Source organism: Arthrobacter sp. AG367 (assembly GCF_007828995.1).
In the GTDB taxonomy this organism is placed as follows: Bacteria; Actinomycetota; Actinomycetes; order Actinomycetales; family Micrococcaceae; genus Arthrobacter.
Genome location: NZ_VIVE01000002.1, coordinates 109714 through 127660, shown reverse-complemented (window position 1 = coordinate 127660; position 17947 = coordinate 109714). Strand labels below are relative to the sequence as shown.

General features: G+C 67.4%; 18 protein-coding genes and 1 riboswitch. Of the genes, 7 read left to right on the top strand and 11 right to left on the bottom strand.

Annotation, left to right across the window (positions count from 1 at the left end; translation table 11 throughout):
- Nucleotides 1-66: 66 nt before the first annotated feature.
- The 4 genes from FB478_RS07635 to FB478_RS07620 form a co-directional block, all read right to left on the bottom strand.
- Nucleotides 67-1590, bottom strand: coding sequence for a UDP-N-acetylglucosamine 1-carboxyvinyltransferase (locus tag FB478_RS07635; RefSeq protein WP_056391920.1), 1524 nt, complete (start codon nt 1588-1590; stop codon nt 67-69).
- 117 nt (nt 1591-1707) lie between these two features.
- Complete coding sequence (locus tag FB478_RS07630; RefSeq protein WP_018769983.1) at nt 1708-2508, bottom strand: energy-coupling factor transporter transmembrane protein EcfT; 801 nt, start codon at nt 2506-2508, stop codon at nt 1708-1710.
- The gene (locus FB478_RS07625; protein ID WP_144600108.1) at nt 2505-4055 is read right to left on the bottom strand and encodes an ABC transporter ATP-binding protein; all 1551 of its coding nucleotides are present in this window, start codon (nt 4053-4055) and stop codon (nt 2505-2507) included. The genes FB478_RS07630 and FB478_RS07625 overlap by 4 nt, the downstream gene beginning before the upstream one ends.
- Nucleotides 4055-4678: an ECF transporter S component gene (locus FB478_RS07620; RefSeq protein ID WP_018769981.1), complete on the bottom strand. Its 624-nt coding sequence runs from the start codon at nt 4676-4678 to the stop codon at nt 4055-4057. Before FB478_RS07620 ends, FB478_RS07625 begins: the two co-directional genes overlap by 1 nt.
- A 66-nt stretch (nt 4679-4744) precedes the next feature.
- A riboswitch (TPP riboswitch) is annotated at nt 4745-4885 on the bottom strand.
- A gap of 85 nt (nt 4886-4970) precedes the next feature.
- On the opposite strand from FB478_RS07620, the gene FB478_RS07615 reads away from it, so the two are divergent.
- The 4 genes from FB478_RS07615 to FB478_RS07600 all read left to right on the top strand — a co-directional run bounded on the left by FB478_RS07615 (nt 4971) and on the right by FB478_RS07600 (nt 7380).
- Nucleotides 4971-5513: a heme-degrading domain-containing protein gene (locus FB478_RS07615; RefSeq protein WP_082581760.1), complete on the top strand. Its 543-nt coding sequence runs from the start codon at nt 4971-4973 to the stop codon at nt 5511-5513.
- A 160-nt stretch (nt 5514-5673) separates the two neighbouring features.
- A complete protein-coding gene (locus FB478_RS07610; protein WP_144600107.1) occupies nt 5674-6726 on the top strand; it encodes an iron-containing redox enzyme family protein in 1053 nt (350 codons plus the stop codon).
- Nucleotides 6727-6781: 55 nt separating this feature from the next.
- Nucleotides 6782-6997: a CDGSH iron-sulfur domain-containing protein gene (locus FB478_RS07605; RefSeq protein WP_144600106.1), complete on the top strand. Its 216-nt coding sequence runs from the start codon at nt 6782-6784 to the stop codon at nt 6995-6997.
- Between the two features lie 119 nt (nt 6998-7116).
- Nucleotides 7117-7380: a DUF4235 domain-containing protein gene (locus FB478_RS07600; RefSeq protein WP_018769977.1), complete on the top strand. Its 264-nt coding sequence runs from the start codon at nt 7117-7119 to the stop codon at nt 7378-7380.
- A gap of 9 nt (nt 7381-7389) precedes the next feature.
- Here FB478_RS07600 and mnhG read toward each other — a convergent pair whose 3' ends face one another.
- The 6 genes from mnhG to FB478_RS07570 are packed head-to-tail and all read right to left on the bottom strand — an operon-like array spanning nt 7390 to nt 13887.
- The gene (gene mnhG, locus FB478_RS07595) at nt 7390-7794 is read right to left on the bottom strand and encodes a monovalent cation/H(+) antiporter subunit G (RefSeq protein WP_018769976.1); all 405 of its coding nucleotides are present in this window, start codon (nt 7792-7794) and stop codon (nt 7390-7392) included.
- The gene (locus FB478_RS07590) at nt 7784-8059 is read right to left on the bottom strand and encodes a monovalent cation/H+ antiporter complex subunit F (protein WP_018769975.1); all 276 of its coding nucleotides are present in this window, start codon (nt 8057-8059) and stop codon (nt 7784-7786) included. Before FB478_RS07590 ends, mnhG begins: the two co-directional genes overlap by 11 nt.
- Nucleotides 8059-8604 (bottom strand): Na+/H+ antiporter subunit E, encoded by a 546-nt coding sequence (locus FB478_RS07585; protein WP_018769974.1) that lies wholly within the window; start codon nt 8602-8604, stop codon nt 8059-8061. Before FB478_RS07585 ends, FB478_RS07590 begins: the two co-directional genes overlap by 1 nt.
- On the bottom strand, nt 8601-10202 hold the full coding sequence (locus FB478_RS07580) for a Na+/H+ antiporter subunit D (protein ID WP_134165010.1): 1602 nt from the start codon (nt 10200-10202) through the stop codon (nt 8601-8603). Before FB478_RS07580 ends, FB478_RS07585 begins: the two co-directional genes overlap by 4 nt.
- Entirely contained in the window at nt 10199-10804 is a 606-nt protein-coding gene (locus FB478_RS07575) for a Na(+)/H(+) antiporter subunit C (protein WP_018769972.1), read from the bottom strand. Before FB478_RS07575 ends, FB478_RS07580 begins: the two co-directional genes overlap by 4 nt.
- A complete protein-coding gene (locus FB478_RS07570; RefSeq protein WP_144600105.1) occupies nt 10801-13887 on the bottom strand; it encodes a Na+/H+ antiporter subunit A in 3087 nt (1028 codons plus the stop codon). Before FB478_RS07570 ends, FB478_RS07575 begins: the two co-directional genes overlap by 4 nt.
- Nucleotides 13888-14081: 194 nt before the next feature.
- Between FB478_RS07570 and FB478_RS07565 the strand changes: the two genes are divergently transcribed.
- From FB478_RS07565 to FB478_RS07555, 3 genes are all read left to right on the top strand, one after another.
- Nucleotides 14082-15485 carry an MFS transporter gene (locus FB478_RS07565; protein ID WP_144600104.1) on the top strand — a complete coding sequence of 468 codons (1404 nt, stop codon included), beginning with the start codon at nt 14082-14084 and terminating at the stop codon, nt 15483-15485.
- A gap of 64 nt (nt 15486-15549) precedes the next feature.
- A complete protein-coding gene (locus FB478_RS07560; protein ID WP_018769969.1) occupies nt 15550-16032 on the top strand; it encodes a cation:proton antiporter regulatory subunit in 483 nt (160 codons plus the stop codon).
- 5 nt (nt 16033-16037) lie between these two features.
- Nucleotides 16038-17219 (top strand): cation:proton antiporter, encoded by a 1182-nt coding sequence (locus FB478_RS07555; protein WP_144600103.1) that lies wholly within the window; start codon nt 16038-16040, stop codon nt 17217-17219.
- A 67-nt stretch (nt 17220-17286) separates the two neighbouring features.
- On the opposite strand, the gene dcd is transcribed toward FB478_RS07555, so the two are convergent.
- A complete protein-coding gene (gene dcd, locus FB478_RS07550; protein WP_018769967.1) occupies nt 17287-17862 on the bottom strand; it encodes a dCTP deaminase in 576 nt (191 codons plus the stop codon).
- Nucleotides 17863-17947: the final 85 nt, after the last annotated feature.

Below are 17947 nucleotides of genomic sequence, written 5' to 3'. Positions count from 1 at the left end.
ACGAACATTCTGCGATACTTGTCCGGCATTCGAGGGGCCCCGGCGATTCATGACGAACCGTGAATGCTAGTCCTGGAAGTACTCCACCTTGGCGCCAATGGTGTTCAGGCGTTCCGCCAGGTCCTCGTAGCCACGCTCGATCACGTAGATGTTCCGCAGTTCGGACACGCCCCGGGCGGCGAGCATGGCCAGCAGCAGGCAGGCGGCCGGACGAAGCGCCGGCGGGCAGCCCACCTCGGCGGCGCGCCACTTGGTGGGCCCGTTGACGTAGATCCGGTGCGGATCCAGCAGCTGCACCTGCGCCCCAAGCCTGTTCAGCTCTGTCAGGTAAATGGCCCGGTTCTCGTAGACCCAGTCGTGGATCATGGTCTGGCCATCGGCGTTCGCGGCAATGACGGCAAAGAACGGCAGGTTGTCGATGTTCAGCCCGGGGAACGGCATCGGATGGATCTTGTCCTCCGGGGCATGCAGCCCGGAGGGCTTGGTGGTCACGTCCACCAGCCGGGTGCGGCCGTTGCGGGCCATGTACTCGCCCGAAATTTCCAGCTTCTGCCCCATCTGGCCCAAGGTGGCCAACTCGATTTCCATGAACTCGATGGGCACCCGCCGCACCGTGACCTCGGAATTGGTGACGATGCCGGCCGTGATGAGGCTCATCGCCTCGATGGGATCCTCGGAGGGGAAGTACTCGATCTCCGCGTCAATGTCGGGCCGGCCCGTGATCTTCAGGGTGGTGGTGCCCACGCCCTCGATGGTGACGCCCAGCATCTGCAGGTAGAAGCACAGGTCCTGCACCATGTAATTGGGGCTGGCGTTGCGGATCACGGTGGTTCCCGGCCGGTGCGCCGCGGCCATGATGGCGTTCTCGGTGACGGTGTCCCCGCGTTCGGTGAGGACGAAGGAGCGGTCCTGCGCGTCCGCCGGCGGAGCCTGGACCGTGTAGAAACCGGCCGTGGCTTCCACGGCAAGGCCAAACTGGCGCAACGCCTGCATGTGCGGTTCCACGGTGCGGGTGCCGAGGTCGCAGCCGCCGGCGTAGGGCAGCCGGTACTCCCGCGACTCATCCAGAAGGGGACCCAGCAGCATGATGACGCTGCGGGTCCTGCGCGCCGCGTCAACGTCCATGGCTTCCAGGTCCAGGACGGCGGGGCGGCGAAGACGCAGGTCAGTGTCGTTAAGCCAGGTGCACTCGACGCCGATGCTGGTCAGCACTTCGACGATGCGGTTGACTTCCTCGATCCGTGCCAGCCGGCGGAGCACGGTGGTGCCACGGTTGATCAGGCTGGCGCACAGCAGGGCGACGCCGGCGTTCTTGCTGCTGTTGACATCCACGGCACCGGAGAGGGTACGGCCGCCCTCCACCCGCAGGTGCGTCATCTGCGGCTTGCCGACGTTGACGATGCTGCGGTCGAAGATCTTTTCCAGCCTCTGGATCATCTTCAGGCTCAGGTTCTGCTTGCCCTGCTCCATCCGGGCAACGGCGCTCTGGCTGGTGCCGAGCTCGGCGGCCAACTGGCCCTGGGTCCAGCCCTTCTCGCTCCGGGCATCCCTCAACATGGCGGCAACGTGCTCAGCGGTCTCCTGCGTCATACCCGCAAATATATCATAAATGAGTTACGCAGGGCCTGGTCGGCCACTGGTACGGGGTATCGGGAAAGCCTCTACCCACTGCATGCGATAGGAATCACCTGGGCCGGACCGCCAACATCAACTGCCCAGCCACACCATGTTCCAGGTCCCGGCGGCCAGGGCAGCAAATAGCGCGAGGCCGGCCACCAGGACACCGCCGGCCACCACCCCAAGGTCCAGCGCGCTGAACGTGGATTCCCGGGCCCAGGTCCGGTTGCCGCCGCCGAAACCGCGGGCTTCCATGGTCACAGCAAGCCTGGACGCGCGGCGGATGGCCTGTACCAGCAGCCCGAAACTCTGGCCCAGCGTGGCCTTCACCCGCTGGGCCACGCTGCCGCGCGAACCCACGCCGCGCGCACGCCGGGCCATCCCGATGGTCTGCCATTCTTCAGCCATGAGCCCCACCAGGCGCATCGCGGCGAGCGTTCCCAGGACAAAGCGGTGCGGCAGGCGCGCCTTCTGCGCCAGCGCGTCGGCAAGGTCCGTGGGATCGGTGCAGCTCATCAGGAGCACGGCCGGAAGGGCGATCGCAAAGCCGCGCAGGAGGAAGCCGATGCCCAGCTGCAGGGAACCTTCGCTCATGGACCAGATCCCGGCGTCGAGCAGGATCCGGCCGCTGTCCGGGGCCAGGATGGAGGTGCTCCAGCCACCCACGGCAGCGGCGAGGATCAGCGGCCAGCCGCGCTGCCACAGCAGGGACAGGGTGAGCCCGGCCAGGGGAAACAGCAGAAGCTCAAAGACCAGGGCCACGGACGCCGATACCCAGTCGATGGACAGCGCCAGGACGGCGGTGATCAGCAGGACGGCAGCGAACTTGCTTAGTGGATTCGCGCGGACCAGGAGGGCATGGTTGCCGCCCAAGGTGAGTTGCTGCCTCATGGCGCCACCGCTTCCGCCGCGGCCATCCGCAGTTCGGCCCCGCCCAAGGCCTGGGTGAATTCGGCGTCATGGGTCACGGACACCACGGCAGTGCCGGCATCCAGGAGCTCGGACAGGAAGGACGCCAGCTCGGCCCAGGTGTTGGCGTCCTGCCCGAACGTGGGTTCATCCAGGACCAGGACCTGCGGGCTGGCGGCAAGGACGGTGGCCACGGACAGCCGCCGTTTCTCGCCACCGGAGAGCGTGTAGGGGTTGGCGTCCACCAGCGCGGTGAGCCGCAGCCGCTCCAGCAGTTCGTCCACCCGATCCCCGCCGTGGCCCAGGTGCCGGGGGCCGAACAGCAGTTCGTCAAGCACCTTGCCGGTCACGAACTGGTGCTCCGGCTCCTGGAACACCGTCCCCACTCGGGAAATCAGCTGATCCGCCTTCCACCGGTACGGGTCAATGCCGGCACCGCGGCTCAGGTCCATGGTGGCGGAGACCTTTCCGGACACCGGTTCCAGCAGCCCTGCCAGGGTCAGGGCGAAAGTGGACTTACCGGCGCCGTTGGGACCCGTCACGGCGAGCGCCTGCCCGGCGCGCACCTGCGCGGCCAGGCCTTCCTGGACCGGCGACGGCGGAATCTTCCTTAAGCCCTTGCGTCGGGGACGTTCGCGGGAGACTGCCAACTGTTCGGCCGCGAGCAAGAGGTTTCCCGTGCCGGGGGCCGGGACCACCGCCCGGGCACGGGTTGCCGGGACGTAGCCGGGGACCCACACACCGGCGGCGGCCAGCATGGCCCGCGCCTCCGTGAGCACCCGGTCCGGCGGCCCGTCCAGGAGTACGGCAGGATCCGCGGCGGAGCCCGGCTGCAGGACCACGATCCGGTCCACCAGGTCCTTCCACACGGACACCCGGTGCTCCACCACCACCAGCGTGGCCCCGGTCTTGTCCAGGCACCGCGCCACGGCATCGCGGACCTCCAGCACGCCGTCCGGGTCCAGGTTGGCGGTTGGCTCATCCAGGAGGATCAGGCCCGGGCGCATGGCCAGGATGCCGGCCAGCGCCAGGCGCTGCTTTTGCCCGCCGGACAGGGCCGACGTCGGGTGGTCCAGCGGCAGGTGGGACAGTCCGACGTCGGCGAGCGCCTCGTGCACGCGCGCCCAGATTGCTTCTCGTGGGACGGAAAGGTTTTCGGCACCGAAGGCGACGTCGTCCCCCACCCGCGACAGGACCACCTGCGTCTCGGGGTCCTGCTGCATAAGTCCGGCGCGCCCGCGCTGGGCGCGGGGCACGGCGCCGTCAACCAGCAGCGAACCCGACTCGTCGGCGTCCCCCGCCTCGCCGCCGTCGTCGTTGATGTCCCCCAGCACCCCTGCGAGCGCGTGCAGGAGCGTGGACTTCCCGGCGCCCGAGGGGCCGAGCAGGAGCACCCGCTCCCCCGGGCTGATGTCCAGGTCAAGCGCATGGACGGCAGGCTTGGCCCTGCCGGCGTGCCGCCACCCCCAGCCCCGGGCTGTGACGGCGGCAGGGCGGACGGTGCCGCCGTCACGCTGGGCTGGTGCCATCAGGAGAAGACAGGCTCCGTGGCGGCCTTGCGCGAAGCGAAGGAGCTCAGCACGCCGGTACGCGCCAGGCCGCGGGTGGCCAGCCAGGACAGGGCGCCGGCGAGAATGGCGCCGGAGAGGGTGGTCAGCACGATGTACGCCAGCTTGTCCGCACCGGAGTAGGCGATGTTCCAGCCCCACGGTGCGAATGAGTCATTCAGTCCGCAGAAGAATCCAGCCGCGGCGCCTGCCAGCAGGGAGACGGGCAGGTTGAACTTGCGGTAGACGAAGATGGCGAAGATGATTTCCGCGCCGAGGCCCTGGATGAAGCCGGAGAAGAGGACCGAGGCACCGTACTGGGAACCCATGAGGAGTTCCCCGGTGGCGGCCACGGTTTCACAGAACAGGGCGGCCCCGGGCTTGCGGATGATCAGCATTCCCAGCACGCCGGGAATCATCCAGCCGCCCGCCAGCAGCCCGGTCAGGGGCGGGTAGGCGGCATTCATGGGGGCAGAAAGCGCGGCTGCTCCCTGGTCCCACGCCCAAAAAATGACGCCGCCCGCGATGGCCACCAGCGCGGCGACCACGATGTCCACGACGCGCCAGGACTTACTGGTGGTCTTCTTGATTGCTGCAGTACTCATGTGATCCTCCTGGGAAACAGGAGGGGAAAGTGGACCCGGCTGACGGCTGTTGCCGTGCAGCCGCGGCACTTTGAGAACTCGACTCCCTTGCGCCGGTACTAACCGGATCAGGTTCGAGGGTCTGCGGCTGTCCGCACTCTCAGCGCCCACCTGCGGTGCCCGGCTTGTGCCAGGATGTCCGACGGCGGCGCTCCCCTGTCGTTATTAGTGGTGCTTTTGGATGGGTAAGGCTTTTTGAACTGCCCTTCCGGGCGTGGTCAAGTTTACACCTGGCGGGGGTAGATTGAGGGCCATGAGCGCCATTCCACCGGATGTGACCGGATTCGATCCTGATTCCGCCGACGCCCAGCTGGAGGGGTCGCTGGAAGCGTCGATCGCCCGCATCGAAGCGGAGGTCCGGGAGCTCCAGTTCCCCGGCTTTTCGCTGGATGACGCGTTGAACCTGGGCCTGCTCCTGGTGGAGCTGGGCAAGGAGCGGTCCCTTCCCATCGCCATCGACATCACCAAGGGCGAGCAGGTCCTGTTCCACGTCGCGCTCCCGGGCGCCACGCCGGACAACGGGCACTGGATCCGCGCCAAGCAGCGCACTGCCGCCCGGTACGAGGTGCCGTCACTTTTGGTGGGGCTGCGGGGCCGGCTGGGCGGCGGCCGGATCGAGGACAACGCCTGGTTCGATCAATCCCGGTATGCAGCCCATGGCGGCGCCTTTCCGATCTACGTCACCGGCGTGGGCGCCGTGGCCACGGTGACCGTCTCCGGGTTGCCGCAGCTGCAGGACCATGACCTTGTGGTTGAGGCGCTGCGCGACATCCTGGGGTCGTCGCTGCGGGATTAGGCGCCGGGGGACCTGCCGCCAACAGGAAGCCTGCTTAGCTTTTATTAGTAATCATGCTTACTATATTGGTTCGCGGGTTTCGAGGAGGACAGGGCATGGGAGTCACCATGGGCGGTCCCGCGTTCGTTCCCGTCACCAGCGCGGCAGACCAAGGAGCACCATGAGAATCCCGGAATCCAGAGGCCCCCTCAGCAACGCCCTGTTCGCACTCCTTGCGCAGGCTCCGGCCGAAGCCGGGACGGGGCTGGACGGGCTGTACCACCTGGCGGCACGGCAGGTGGCCGGCACTAGTGACATCATCGGCGACGAGGACATCCAGCTGGCCCTCTTCTGCCTCTACGAGCTCCACTATTCCGGCCTGGCCGGCGTCTCCGACGACTGGGAGTGGGAGCCGGCGTTAATCCGGGTCCGTCAGCTGGTCGAGGCACCGTTTGAGGCAGCCCTCCGTGCCTCCGCGCACCAGGCCGCCGCAGACTTCGAACTGCCTGCCGGTGCCCTGACCAGCGACCAGGTAGCCGACGTCCTGTTCGGCCTCGCAGCCACGGACACCGGGCCCAGCGTCTCCCGCTACGTCGCCAGGAAGGCGGGCCTGGACCAGCTCCGGGAGTTCCTGATCCACAAGTCGATGTACCAGCTGAAGGAAGCCGACCCGCATACATGGGCCATTCCGCGGCTCAGCGGACGGCCCAAGGCGGCCCTGGTGGAAATCCAGGCGGATGAATACGGCGGCGGCCGCCCTGAGCGCATGCACAGCGCGCTGTTCGCCCGGACCATGCGCGGTTTGGGCCTCGACGTCAGCTACGGCGCGTACGTGGATGCCGTCCCCGCTGTCTCCCTCGCGTCCGTCAACCTCATGTCGCTGTGCGGCCTGAACCGGCGGCTCCGGGGTGCCATCACCGGCCACCTGGCGATCTACGAGATGACCTCCTCCCAGCCCAACCGGTTCTACGGCAACGGATTCCGCCGGCACGGGTTCGGCGCGGACATCACCCACTACTTCGATGAGCATGTGGAGGCCGACGCCGTCCACGAGCAGATCGCAGGCCGTGACCTCGCCGGCGGCCTCGTCGAAGCCGAGCCGGAACTCCTCGCGGACGTCCTGTTTGGGGCCACTGCCGCCATGGCCCTCGACGGCCGGCTGTCCGCCCATCTGATGTCCTCATGGGAAGCCGGGGCATCATCGCTGCGGGCGGCTGTGCCGGCCGCAGCATGACTACGACGAAAGCGGTGCAGGCATGAAACCCGGACAGCATGGAACAGGATCGGACATGGACCAGGAATCCGCCGCGGGCTCCATCGTGGTCTGCCCGGACGGGCCCCTGATCGTCAGGGGTGATTTCGAGATCGTCACCCCATCCGGGGACGCGGTGCCCCGCGACCGCAGGACCGTTGCCTTGTGCCGCTGCGGCGCCTCGGCCATCAAGCCCTACTGCGACGGCACGCACAAGATGATCAAGTTCCGCACCGAGCCGCCCGCGAAGTAGTCCAACAAGCCATTTAGTCCAACAACCTGCCTGCAGCACGCCACGGCGTTGCCCGGACCGGCACGGGCGTACGGCTAGGCTGGAGGCAGTCCGTTTTCCGCCCGCAAGGAGTAATAGGAATGAACCTTTTCATCAAGCTGCTCGGAACCGGGGTGAGCCTCGGCGCAGGCCTGGCCGGCACCAAGCTGGTCAACACCATCTGGGAGAAGACCACCGGGCAGAAAGCCCCCACCGGCAAGAACGAGGATGTCCCCACCAGCCTGCGTTCGGCGTTGACCTTCGCGCTGATCTCGGCGTCGGTCAGCGCCATCATCCAGGTGCTGGCCAACCGCGGCACCCAGCGCGCCATCACCCGCTTCGCCAAGTCACAGGACATCGTCTAGCTCCCGGCGTTACCCGCCGCCGTCGGGGCTGTCTTTCCGGGCAGCCTCGGCGGCGGCTTTTTGCACCACGGCCTCCAGCTCGTCGGCCGTGAGCAGCTCCCGGTGCAGGTGCTTGGTGCGGTACCCCGCGCGGCCCACCATGTGCGCGGACACCGGTACGGTGAGCAGCTGGAAGATCCAGGCAACCACCAGGACAGGCCATACCCACCATGTCCGCATCTGCAGTCCAATGGCCGCCAGCAGCAGGAACAGGCCCAGGACCTGCGGTTTGGTGGCCGCGTGCATGCGGCTCAGCAGGTCGGGGAAGCGGAGCAGGCCGATGGCGGCGCCCAGGGACATGAGCGCCCCCACCACCATGAATACTGCCGAGACGGCGTCGATCCAGCCGTCGGGACCGGACAAGTCAGGATTCATCGGGCTTCACCCTTCGGTCCGCCACAAAACGGGCCACGGTGACGGACCCGATGAAGCCGATGATGGAAATGGCCACCACCAGCATGAGGTTGTTCAGGTGCCGGTTCACGGCCATGTCGATGCACAGGGCTCCGGCCAGGATGGCCAGGAGGACGTCGGCCGCCAGCACCCGGTCCAGCAATGACGGGCCGCGGGCGATCCGCATGATGGCACCGGCCGCAGCAAGCGAGAAGATGACGGCTGTAACAGCCAGGACAACATGCATCACGTGGCGGCCTCCATTCGGACGGCTTCGAGTTCCTCCGGGCTGCCCATGATGCGGATCAGGCCGGCCTCGATGGACCGGACTTCGTTCCGCAGGCCCTCCACGTCCTGCTTGGAGGCGATGTTGAGCGCGTGCAGGTAGAGGGTGGATGTGGAGCGGTCCACCTCGACCACCAGGGACCCCGGGATCAGGGAGATCACGTGGCCGGTGGCGGTGACGATCAGGTCCTGGTGGCTGCGCAGCCTCACCGCAACGACGGCGTTGGTCACCTTGGGGCCGCGGACCGTGGCCAGGTACAGCACCTGGGCGCTGGCCACCACCACTTTGCCCACGAAGGCAAGCGCGAAGGGAACCGCGTAAAGGATGTTGAACCGGCCGCTGAGCTCCACCGGCGGAAGGTAGAACAACCGGGCCACGCCCACTGCCAGCAGGGCACCGAAGAGGAGGTTCCCGGGGCTGAAGTCCTGCCACAGGGCGCCCCAGACAATCACCAGCCAGACCAGGAGAGGCAGTTCCTGGCGCAGGGAGATGCGTTTGCGGCTCATCGCATACCTCCCACGGCAGGCGTGGCGGGAACCGGGACATCAGGGCCCAGGACTGACTGGATGTACGGGGTCCGGTCCAGCATGTCCCGCGCTGCCCGGTCCGAGAGCCCGAACAGCGGCCCGGCAAAGACGGTCAGGGCAACGCCCAGCGCCACCAGGCCCAGGGTGGGGCCCACCATGGTGCGCGGCAGGAGGGTCACGGTGTTCAGCTTGGCGCCCGGTCCCGACACCCGGGCCGGGCTGGCAAGGAGCACCGGATCCGGATGCTCAGCGTCGGTGGGTCTGCGCCAGAACGCACGGTTCCAGACCCTGGCAACGGCCAGCAGGGTCAGGAGGCTCGTCACCACCCCGCCGATCACCAGGGCGTAGGCCAGTGGCGTGCCCAGCTCAACGCCGGCCTGCATCAGGCCCACCTTGCCGAGGAACCCCGAGAAGGGCGGGATGCCAGCGAGGTTCATGGCCGGAACGAAGAACAGCATCGCCAGCATGGGCGACAGTTTGGCCAGGCCGGCCAGCCGGTCCACGGAGGAACTCCCGCCCCGCCGTTCGATCAGGCCGGTGACCAGGAAGAGGCTGGTCTGGATGGTGATGTGGTGGGCCACGTAGAAAACCGCTGCGGCCAGCCCGGCAACGGAGGACATGGCCAGGCCGAACACCATGTACCCGATGTGGCTGACCAGGGTGAACGACAGGAGCCGCTTGATGTCGCTTTGGGCCAGGGCACCAAGGATGCCCACCACCATGGTCAGCAGCGCCGCCACCATCAGGGGCGTGTTGAGGGTGTCCCCGGGGAACAGCAGGGTCTCGGTCCGGACCATCGCGTACACACCCACCTTGGTGAGCAGCCCGGCGAACACGGCGGTGACGGGGGCCGGCGCGGTGGGGTAGGAGTCAGGGAGCCAGAAGGACAGGGGGAAGACGGCGGCCTTGATGCCGAAGGCCACCAGCAGCATGACGTGCAGCAGGGTCCTGGTGCCCTGGTCCAGGTCCCCGAGCTTGATGGCCAGATCCGCCATGTTCACCGTTCCGGTGGCGCCGTAGACCATGGCTATGGAGATCAGGAACAGCACCGAGGACACCACGGACACCACCACGTAGGTGACGCCGGCGCGGATGCGCGGCCCGGTGCCGCCCAGCGTCATCAGGACGTAGCTTGCCGTGAGCAGGATCTCGAAGCCCACGTACAGGTTGAAAAGGTCCCCGGACAGGAACGCGTTGGACACCCCCGCCACCAGGATCAGGTAGGTGGGGTGGAAGATCGAGACCGGGGCGTCCTGGTCGCCGTCGGCCATGCCCTGCCCGGTGGCATACACCAGTACGGCCAGGCTCACGGCGGAGGACACCACCAGCATCAGGGACGAGAACTGGTCCACCACCATCACGATGCCCCACGGCGGCAGCCAGCCGCCGATGGTCACGGCAGCGGTCCCGCCGTTCCACGCCGATGCCAGCAGGAGGCATTCGAGCGCCAGCGTCAGCGAGAGCAGGGCGATGCTCACCGCGCGCTGGGCCCGGGTATGCCGGATCAGCAGGAAGGTCAGGGCAGCGCCCAGGATGGGAAGTACGACGGCGAGCGGGGCAAAGCTTGCGATGTTCACTTTCCGCCTCCTTCCGGGCCGGAGTCGACGTTGAGTGAGCCGGGCTTTTCCTCCGCGGCAGCGTGTTCGGCGGGCATCTCCCGGCCGCCGGCCACAAGCGTGGCCACCGGCTGGTCCGTTTGCAGATCTGCGTTGTTGTTGGACGCTGCATGGTTTGAGACGTCCCGGCCGTCCGATCCCAGCATGGTGAGCGGGAACTCGGAGGTTTCCGCCGGAACTTCGGCGTCGTCCTCCGCGTCGAAGCTGGGGGTCGCCGCCACGCGGCGGTCTTCCAGGTCGTCCTGGATGTCGTCCTGGCGCGCCAGCAGCCAGGTGCGGTAGATGATGCCGAGCATGAACGCCGTGACGGCGAAGGAGATGACGATCGAGGTCAGGATCAGGGCCTGCGGGAGCGGATCGCTGTAGTCCTGTGCCGGGGTGTCCTTGGCGAACAGGGGCGCCAGTCCTGCATAGCCCCCGGTGGCCAGGATCAGCAGGTTGGTGGCGTTGGCCAGGAGCATCAGCCCCAGCAGCACCCGGGTGAGGCTGCGTTCCAGGATGAGGTAGATGCCGCAGGCATACAGGGCGCCCATGACGATCAGCAGGGTCAGGTTGACGCTCATGCGTGGCCCTTTGCGGTGGTCTCGGCGGGGACGGTGTCGGGCTCCAGCGCGGGTTCCAGGTCCCGTTCAGCCTCCAATTCCGGCTGCCCGGGGCGGTCGATGTCCGGCTCGTCCTGGTGTGGGGCGGCCGCCGACCGTTCCTCCATGTGCTCGTCAATTTCGGCCCCGAGGCTGCGCAGCACGTCAAGCACCAGGCCCACCACCACGATGTACACCCCGATATCGAAGATCGTGGAGGTGACGAATTTGATGTCCCCGAAGACGGGCAGCCACACCTGGATGATGGCGGACTGGAACACCTGGCCGCCCAGCAGCAGGGGCACCACGCCGGACACGGCGGCCAGGGCCAGGCCGGTGCCCAGCAGCGCGCCGGCGCTCAGTGGCGCCGCCTCCCGCAGTTCGAAGCGTCCGCCTGCCAGGTAGCGGATGGTCAGCGCCAGGCCGGCGGTGAGGCCGCCGGCGAAACCGCCGCCCGGCAGGTTGTGGCCGGCCAGCAGCAGGTAGAGCGAGAAGATGATCATCGAGTGGAAGAGCAGCCGGGTGACCACTTCGAAGATGATGGAGCGCCGTTCGGGGGCCAGGGTACGGCCCGCGACGATCCAGGGATCGCGGGCTGCGGCTGCGAACCTGCGGCTGATGGCCAGTGCCGCGCCGTCGCGGGAGCCGGGATCCACGCCGTGGGACCGTCCCACCGTGCCCTCGGCAACGGATGCGGACCGCTGCAGCCGGTCGCCGCGCCCGCGTACGAAGATCAGGCTGGCGACGCCGGTGGCGGCAAGCGCAAGGACGCTGATCTCGCCGAAGGTGTCCCAGGCGCGGATGTCCACCAGGGTCACGTTGACCACGTTCAGGCCGCCGCCGCCCTCGTAGGCAAGCTGCGGGAACTGCAGTGATACGGGCAGGGCGGTCCGGGCGCCCATGGCGAAAATGGCCGCGAACACCATGGTGGCGCCGAAACCCAAACCGATGATGACACGCACCACCCGGTATTTGCCGCCGGTGCGGTCCCGCAGTTCCGGCGGGAGGCTGCGCATGGCAAGGACGAACGCCACCAGGATGATGGTCTCCACCAGCATCTGGGTCAGCGCCAGGTCCGGAGCGCCCTGCAGGGCGAACACCAGGGCGATGCCGTACCCGGTCACGGAGACCATCAGCACAGCGAGGAAGCGTTTGTTCGCCTTGACGGCGGCCAGGGCGCCGATCACGATGCCCACCCCGGCCACAAGCTGCAGCGGGGAGTTGGGATCCACCAGGTAGACGTTCTGCGGCAGGGGGTTGCCACCCAGGAGGATGGCCGTGAGCGGCAGGACGAACGCCACGCTGAGGATCACGGCAAGGTAGAAGTACAGTGAGCCGCGCTGGGTCCGGCCGGTGATCCAGACGGCCACGTCGTCCAGGGCGCCGATGGTCAGCTGGTAGGCACGGTCGCCGTCCACCCAGGCCGGGACCAGGGACTGGACGCGGGCCACCGCGTTGCGGCCAAGATACATGGCCGCGCCAAGCACGAAGGTGACGGCCGTCAGCCCAAGCGCCGGGGTCAGTCCGTGCCACAGCGCAAGGTGGCCCGCCTGCGCGGCCGGAGTGCCGGCGTCGGGCGCTGTGGAAGCGAACAGCGCCGCGTACGGCTGGAACCAGGCGTCCACCGGCACGGGCCAGAGCCCGTACACGATGGTCAGGACGCTGAGGACGGCAGGGGCGGCGAGGAAGGAGGGCCGGATGGCTTTGAAGGGGATGGGGTCCACGCCGGGTTTGACCGCGAAGGCACCCCACATGAAGCGGGCGCTGTAGGCGAACGTGAGGATTGACCCCACCACCAGCCCAGCCAGGACCACCGTGCCCCACGGTCCGGAGTGCGGGTCCGCGGCGTGGTGCACGAACGCCTCCAGCACGGATTCCTTGGCGACGAAGCCGGCCAGCAGCGGAACGCCCGCCATGGACGCGGCACCGATGCCGGCCACGATGCCCAGCGCACGGGAGGAACGGAAGACCCCTGACAGCTTGCGCACGTCGCGGGTTCCGGACTGGTGATCGATGATGCCCACCACCAGGAAGAGCGTGGCCTTGAAGAGGCCGTGGGCCAGCAGCATGGCAAGGCCCGACAGCGCGGCGTCGGGCGTTCCCAGGCCCACCGCCATGGTGAGGAAGCCCAGCTGGCTGACGGTGCCGTACGCGAGGATCAGCTTGATGTCGGTCTGCCGCAGTGCCCGGTAGCCGCCCACCAGCATGGTGGCCAGGCCCAGGCCCAGGACCACGGGCTGCCAGTACGCCGTCGCGGAGAATCCCGGAGCGAGGCGCGCCACCAGGTAGATGCCGGCCTTCACCATGGCGGCGGCATGCAGGTAGGCGCTGACGGGGGTGGGCGCGGCCATGGCGCCGGGGAGCCAGAAGTGGAACGGGACCAGCGCGGACTTGGTGATGGCACCCACCAGGATGAGCACGACGGCGGCACCCACCACGGCGCCGGACGGTCCGGACGCCAGTGTGGAAGCCTGCTCCAGGATGCTGGAGATACGGTACGTGCCGGCGGTGTAGCCCAGCATGATCAGGCCCACCAGCATGGCCAGGCCGCCGGCAGTGGTGACCATCAGTGCCTGGAGGGCGGACCGGCGGGCGGCAAGCCTGGTCCGGGCGAAGCCGATCAGCAGGTAGGACAGGATGGTGGTCAGTTCCCAGAAGATGAACAGCAGCAGCAGGTCATCGGCGGTGACCAGCCCGAACATGGCACCGGCGAAGGCCAGCAGCTGGGCGCCGAACGGGCCGAGGTCCTGGTCTTTCCGTTTGAAGTACCGGGCGCAATAAACCAGCACCAGGGCGCCGACGCCAAGCACCAGCAGTGACATCACCCAAGCCAGTGCGTCCATGCGGAAGGCGAATTCCAGGTGGAGGCTGGGGATCCAGTCCAAGGCCTCGGTGACGGCTCCTGACCCTGACCCTGAGTAGACGGGACCGTGCTGGAACACCAGCCAGCCGAAGGAAGCAGCCGGAACGGCAGCCAGCGCGTAAAAGGCGTTGCGGCCCCAGAGCCTGAAGAGGAAGGGCGCGAGGACAGCCACCGAAAAGTGCACGGCAAGGACTGTGATCACTGTATTCTCCGCAACGTCAGGAATTCGATTGTCAAAAGTTGGAGCAGGCGGCAAAAAGTAAGGTCCGGGAGGGCTCAGTTTATCAAGGCCCGTCGGGTGCCTTCCCCCGTCAGCGGCGCCACCGACGGCGGAACCCCGCCGTCAAAGGCCCGTGGTCCCAAGGGTGTTCGCCACCGGCGGATACGATGCATCGTATGAACAGCGCCAGCGCTCCGGGAGCAATGCAGCCTGCCTCGGAACTCGAAGCCGGAACCCGGAACTCCAGCAAGGGCCGCGTACTGGCCTGGGCTTCCTGGGACTGGGGCTCGGCGGCCTTCAACGCAGTGATGACCACCTTTGTCTTCACCGTCTACCTGACGTCCAACGCTTTCGGCGGCGAGGACAGTGCCTCGGCGGTCCTGGGCGCCGCACTTGCCGTTGCCGGGTTCGCCATCGCCCTGCTGGCGCCGGTCACGGGCCAGCGTTCGGACGCGGGGGGCCGGCGGAAGCTGTGGCTGGGAGTCAACTCGGCCGCCGTCGCCATCCTGACGGCCCTGTGCTTCTTCGTATTCCCCCGCCCGGAATTCCTGCTCCTCGGGGTATCGCTGATCGCCCTGGGCAACGTGTTCTTTGAATTTGCAGGCGTGAACTACAACGCCATGCTGGCCCAGGTCTCCACGCCGCAAAACATCGGAAAGGTCAGCGGCCTGGGTTGGGCAGCCGGCTATCTTGGCGGCATCGTGGCACTCCTGATCGTCCTGCAGCTGTTCGTCCAGCCGGCCTTTGACTGGTTCGGCGCGTCCACCCGGGACAGCCTCAACATCAGGCTCGTTGCCGTCTTCTCCGCCCTGTGGTTCTTCGTCTTCGCCCTCCCCGTCCTGTTTGCCGTCCCCGAACTGCCCCGGTCCGCCCAGACGGGCCGTCTGGGTTTTTTTGCCAGCTACGGACTGCTGTTCCGGCGCATCAAGGCGATCTATGCCACCAGCCCGCACACCATCTACTTCCTGCTGGCCAGTGCCGTGTTCCGTGACGGACTGGCCGCCGTCTTCACGTTTGGCGGCATCATCGCCGCCGGTACCTTCGGCTTTGCCCTGTCCCAGGTGATTTTCTTCGCCATTTTCGGAAACGTGGTGGCTGCCGTCGGGGCGGTCATTGGCGGATTCCTGGACGACAAGGTGGGCCCCAAAGCTGTCATCACCGGGTCCCTGGCGGGCCTCCTGGTCGCCGGGTCGGCGATCCTGGCCCTGGGCAACGGGGACTATGTCTTCTTCGGCATGCAGTGGGCCGGGACCACCACGTTCTGGGTATTCGGGCTCTTCCTCTGCCTGTTCGTCGGGCCTGCCCAGTCCTCCTCCCGCGCATACCTGGCCCGGCTCGCGCCGCACGGCGAATCCGGGGAGCTGTTCGGCCTTTACGCCACCACCGGACGGGCCGTCAGCTTCCTGGCGCCGGCGCTGTTCACCCTCTGCATCACCGTGGCCACCCCCCTGGTGCCGGCCGGGCAGGCACAGCGATGGGGGATCCTGGGCATCATGGTGGTCCTCCTGGCAGGGCTCCTGGTGCTGCTGCCGGTGAAGTCGCCGGCCAAGGCACCCATCGCCGTGGTCCCCGCCGCCTGAAAACACCTTCCGGGCAACGTTCCAGGCCCCGGCCAAGTGTTGCCAGGCAGACTAGGCTTGACCTATGAACGTGGACGAAACCAACCTTCCCGGCCTGGGCCGCCGGAAGGATTTCATGACCGCCTCCGGACGCCGCATCGGTGTCGTGGAGCGGCGGGAAGGCCAGACGGAACTCATCGTTTCCACCTGGGACGACCCCGACACCTGCCAGGCTTCCATTCCGCTCACCAGCGACGAAGCCGCCACCCTGGGCAACCTCCTCGGCGGCACGCACCTGGCAATGAAGCTCGCGGAAGAGCACAAGGACGTTCCCGGGATTGTCACCCGGCAGTTCTCCATCGCCGCGGACTCCCCGTTCCAGAACCAGCCCATGGGCAAGGCCTGCATCCGCACCCGCTGCGGCGTGTCGATCGTAGCCATCATGCGCGAGGGCGAAGTGCTGCCGTCGCCGGGTCCCGACGTCGTGCTGCACCCCGGCGACCTGCTGGTGGCTGTGGGTACCCAGGAAGGCCTCGACTCAGCGGCCGATATCCTGCGCCACGGCTAAGCCCTATGGACCCGTTGGCCCTGACCCTCATTGAACTGGGGGCCGTTGTGTTCTGCCTGGGGCTGTTGGCCAGGCTGGCCGGACGGATCGGAATGTCGCCCATCCCGCTCTACCTGCTGGGCGGATTGGCTTTTGGTGCGGGCGGCATCGTCAAGCTGGAAGGCATGCACGAGTTCGCGCATCTCTCCGGCGAGATCGGTGTCATCCTGCTGCTGCTTATGCTCGGACTGGAATATACGGCGTCTGAGCTCTTCACCGGCCTGCGGCGCTCGTGGCAGGCCGGCGTCCTGGACCTGGTCCTTAACTTCCTGCCCGGCGCGGCGCTGGCCCTGCTCCTGGGCTGGGGCGGCGTGGGTGCCATGGTCATGGGCGGCGTCACGTACATATCCTCGTCCGGCATCGCCGCCAAGGTCATCACCGACCTCGGCCGGCTGGGAAACCGGGAGACACCAGTGGTGCTGTCCATCCTGGTGTTCGAGGACCTGGCCATGGCCGTCTACCTGCCCATCCTCACGGCAACGCTCGCGGGAGTAAGTTTCCTGGGCGGGCTCACCGCGGTGGGCATCGCCCTGGCGGTGGTCACCATGGTCCTCATGGTGGCGCTGCGGCACGGGCACCATGTTTCCAAGGCGGTGCACAGCGAGAATTCCGAGGTCTTCCTGCTCAACGTCCTGGGGGCCGCCCTGCTGGTGGCGGGGGCGGCATCGGCAATGCAGGTTTCCGCCGCGGTGGGGGCCTTCATGCTGGGCATCGCGATCTCGGGTTCCACGGCCCACAACGCCACCCGGATCCTTGAACCCCTGCGCGACCTGTTTGCCGCCATCTTCTTTGTGGCGTTCGGACTCAACACGGACCCGTCATCCATTCCCCCGGTCCTTGGCTGGGCCCTGGTACTTGCTGCGGCCACCACCGCCACCAAGATGGCCACCGGGATTTGGGCCGCCAAACGCGCCGGCATCGCCAGGCCCGGCCGGTTCCGCGCCGGCGCCGCGCTGGTGGCCCGCGGCGAATTCTCCATCGTGATCGCCGGCCTGGCCGTTGCATCGGGAGTGGTCCCGCGCGAGCTGGCGGCGCTGGCTACGGCCTACGTGCTGCTGATGGCGGTGCTGGGCCCGCTGGCCGCACGCTACGTGGAACCGCTGGCCAGGCCGTTTATCCGGAGGCCGGCCGTCGCCCCGCAGGTCTAGGCGCTGGAGGCGCGCCGGCGTCCGTGCCGGTTCTGCCGGACACTGCCGCAGCTGAACGCTGGTGCGGCTAAATGCTGGTGCGGTGGAAGTTGAGGTGGCTGCGGCTTGCGGTCGGGCCGCGCTGGCCCTGGTACCGGTTGCCGTATTCGCCCTGGCCGTAGGGGTATTCCGCGGCCGAGCTGAGCCGGAAGAAGCACAGCTGCCCGATCTTCATCCCCGGCCACAGCTTGATGGGCAGCGTGGCCATGTTGGACAGCTCCAGGGTGACGTGGCCGGAAAATCCGGGGTCGATGAAACCTGCGGTGGAGTGCGTGAGCAGGCCCAGGCGGCCCAGGGATGATTTGCCTTCCAGGCGGGCCGCGATGTCGTCGGGCAGCGTCACGGTTTCATAGGTGGAACCCAGGACGAACTCCCCCGGGTGCAGGATAAAGGCCTCGTCCTGCTCCACTTCCACCAACCGCGTCAGCTCAGGCTGCTCCTGCGCGGGATCGATGTGCGCGTACTTGTGGTTGTCGAACAGGCGGAAGAACTTGTCGATCCGGACATCCACGGACGACGGCTGGACCATCGCAGGATCGAACGGTTCCAGCACGATCCGCTGGGAATCAATTTCGGCACGAATGTCGCGGTCAGAGATCAGCACCGTCCCAAATTACCGTATCGGTTATCCACAGCCGCACTTTCCCGTTGTTGCTGTGGCCTCGTGGGGCTAATGTTGCGAATGAAAG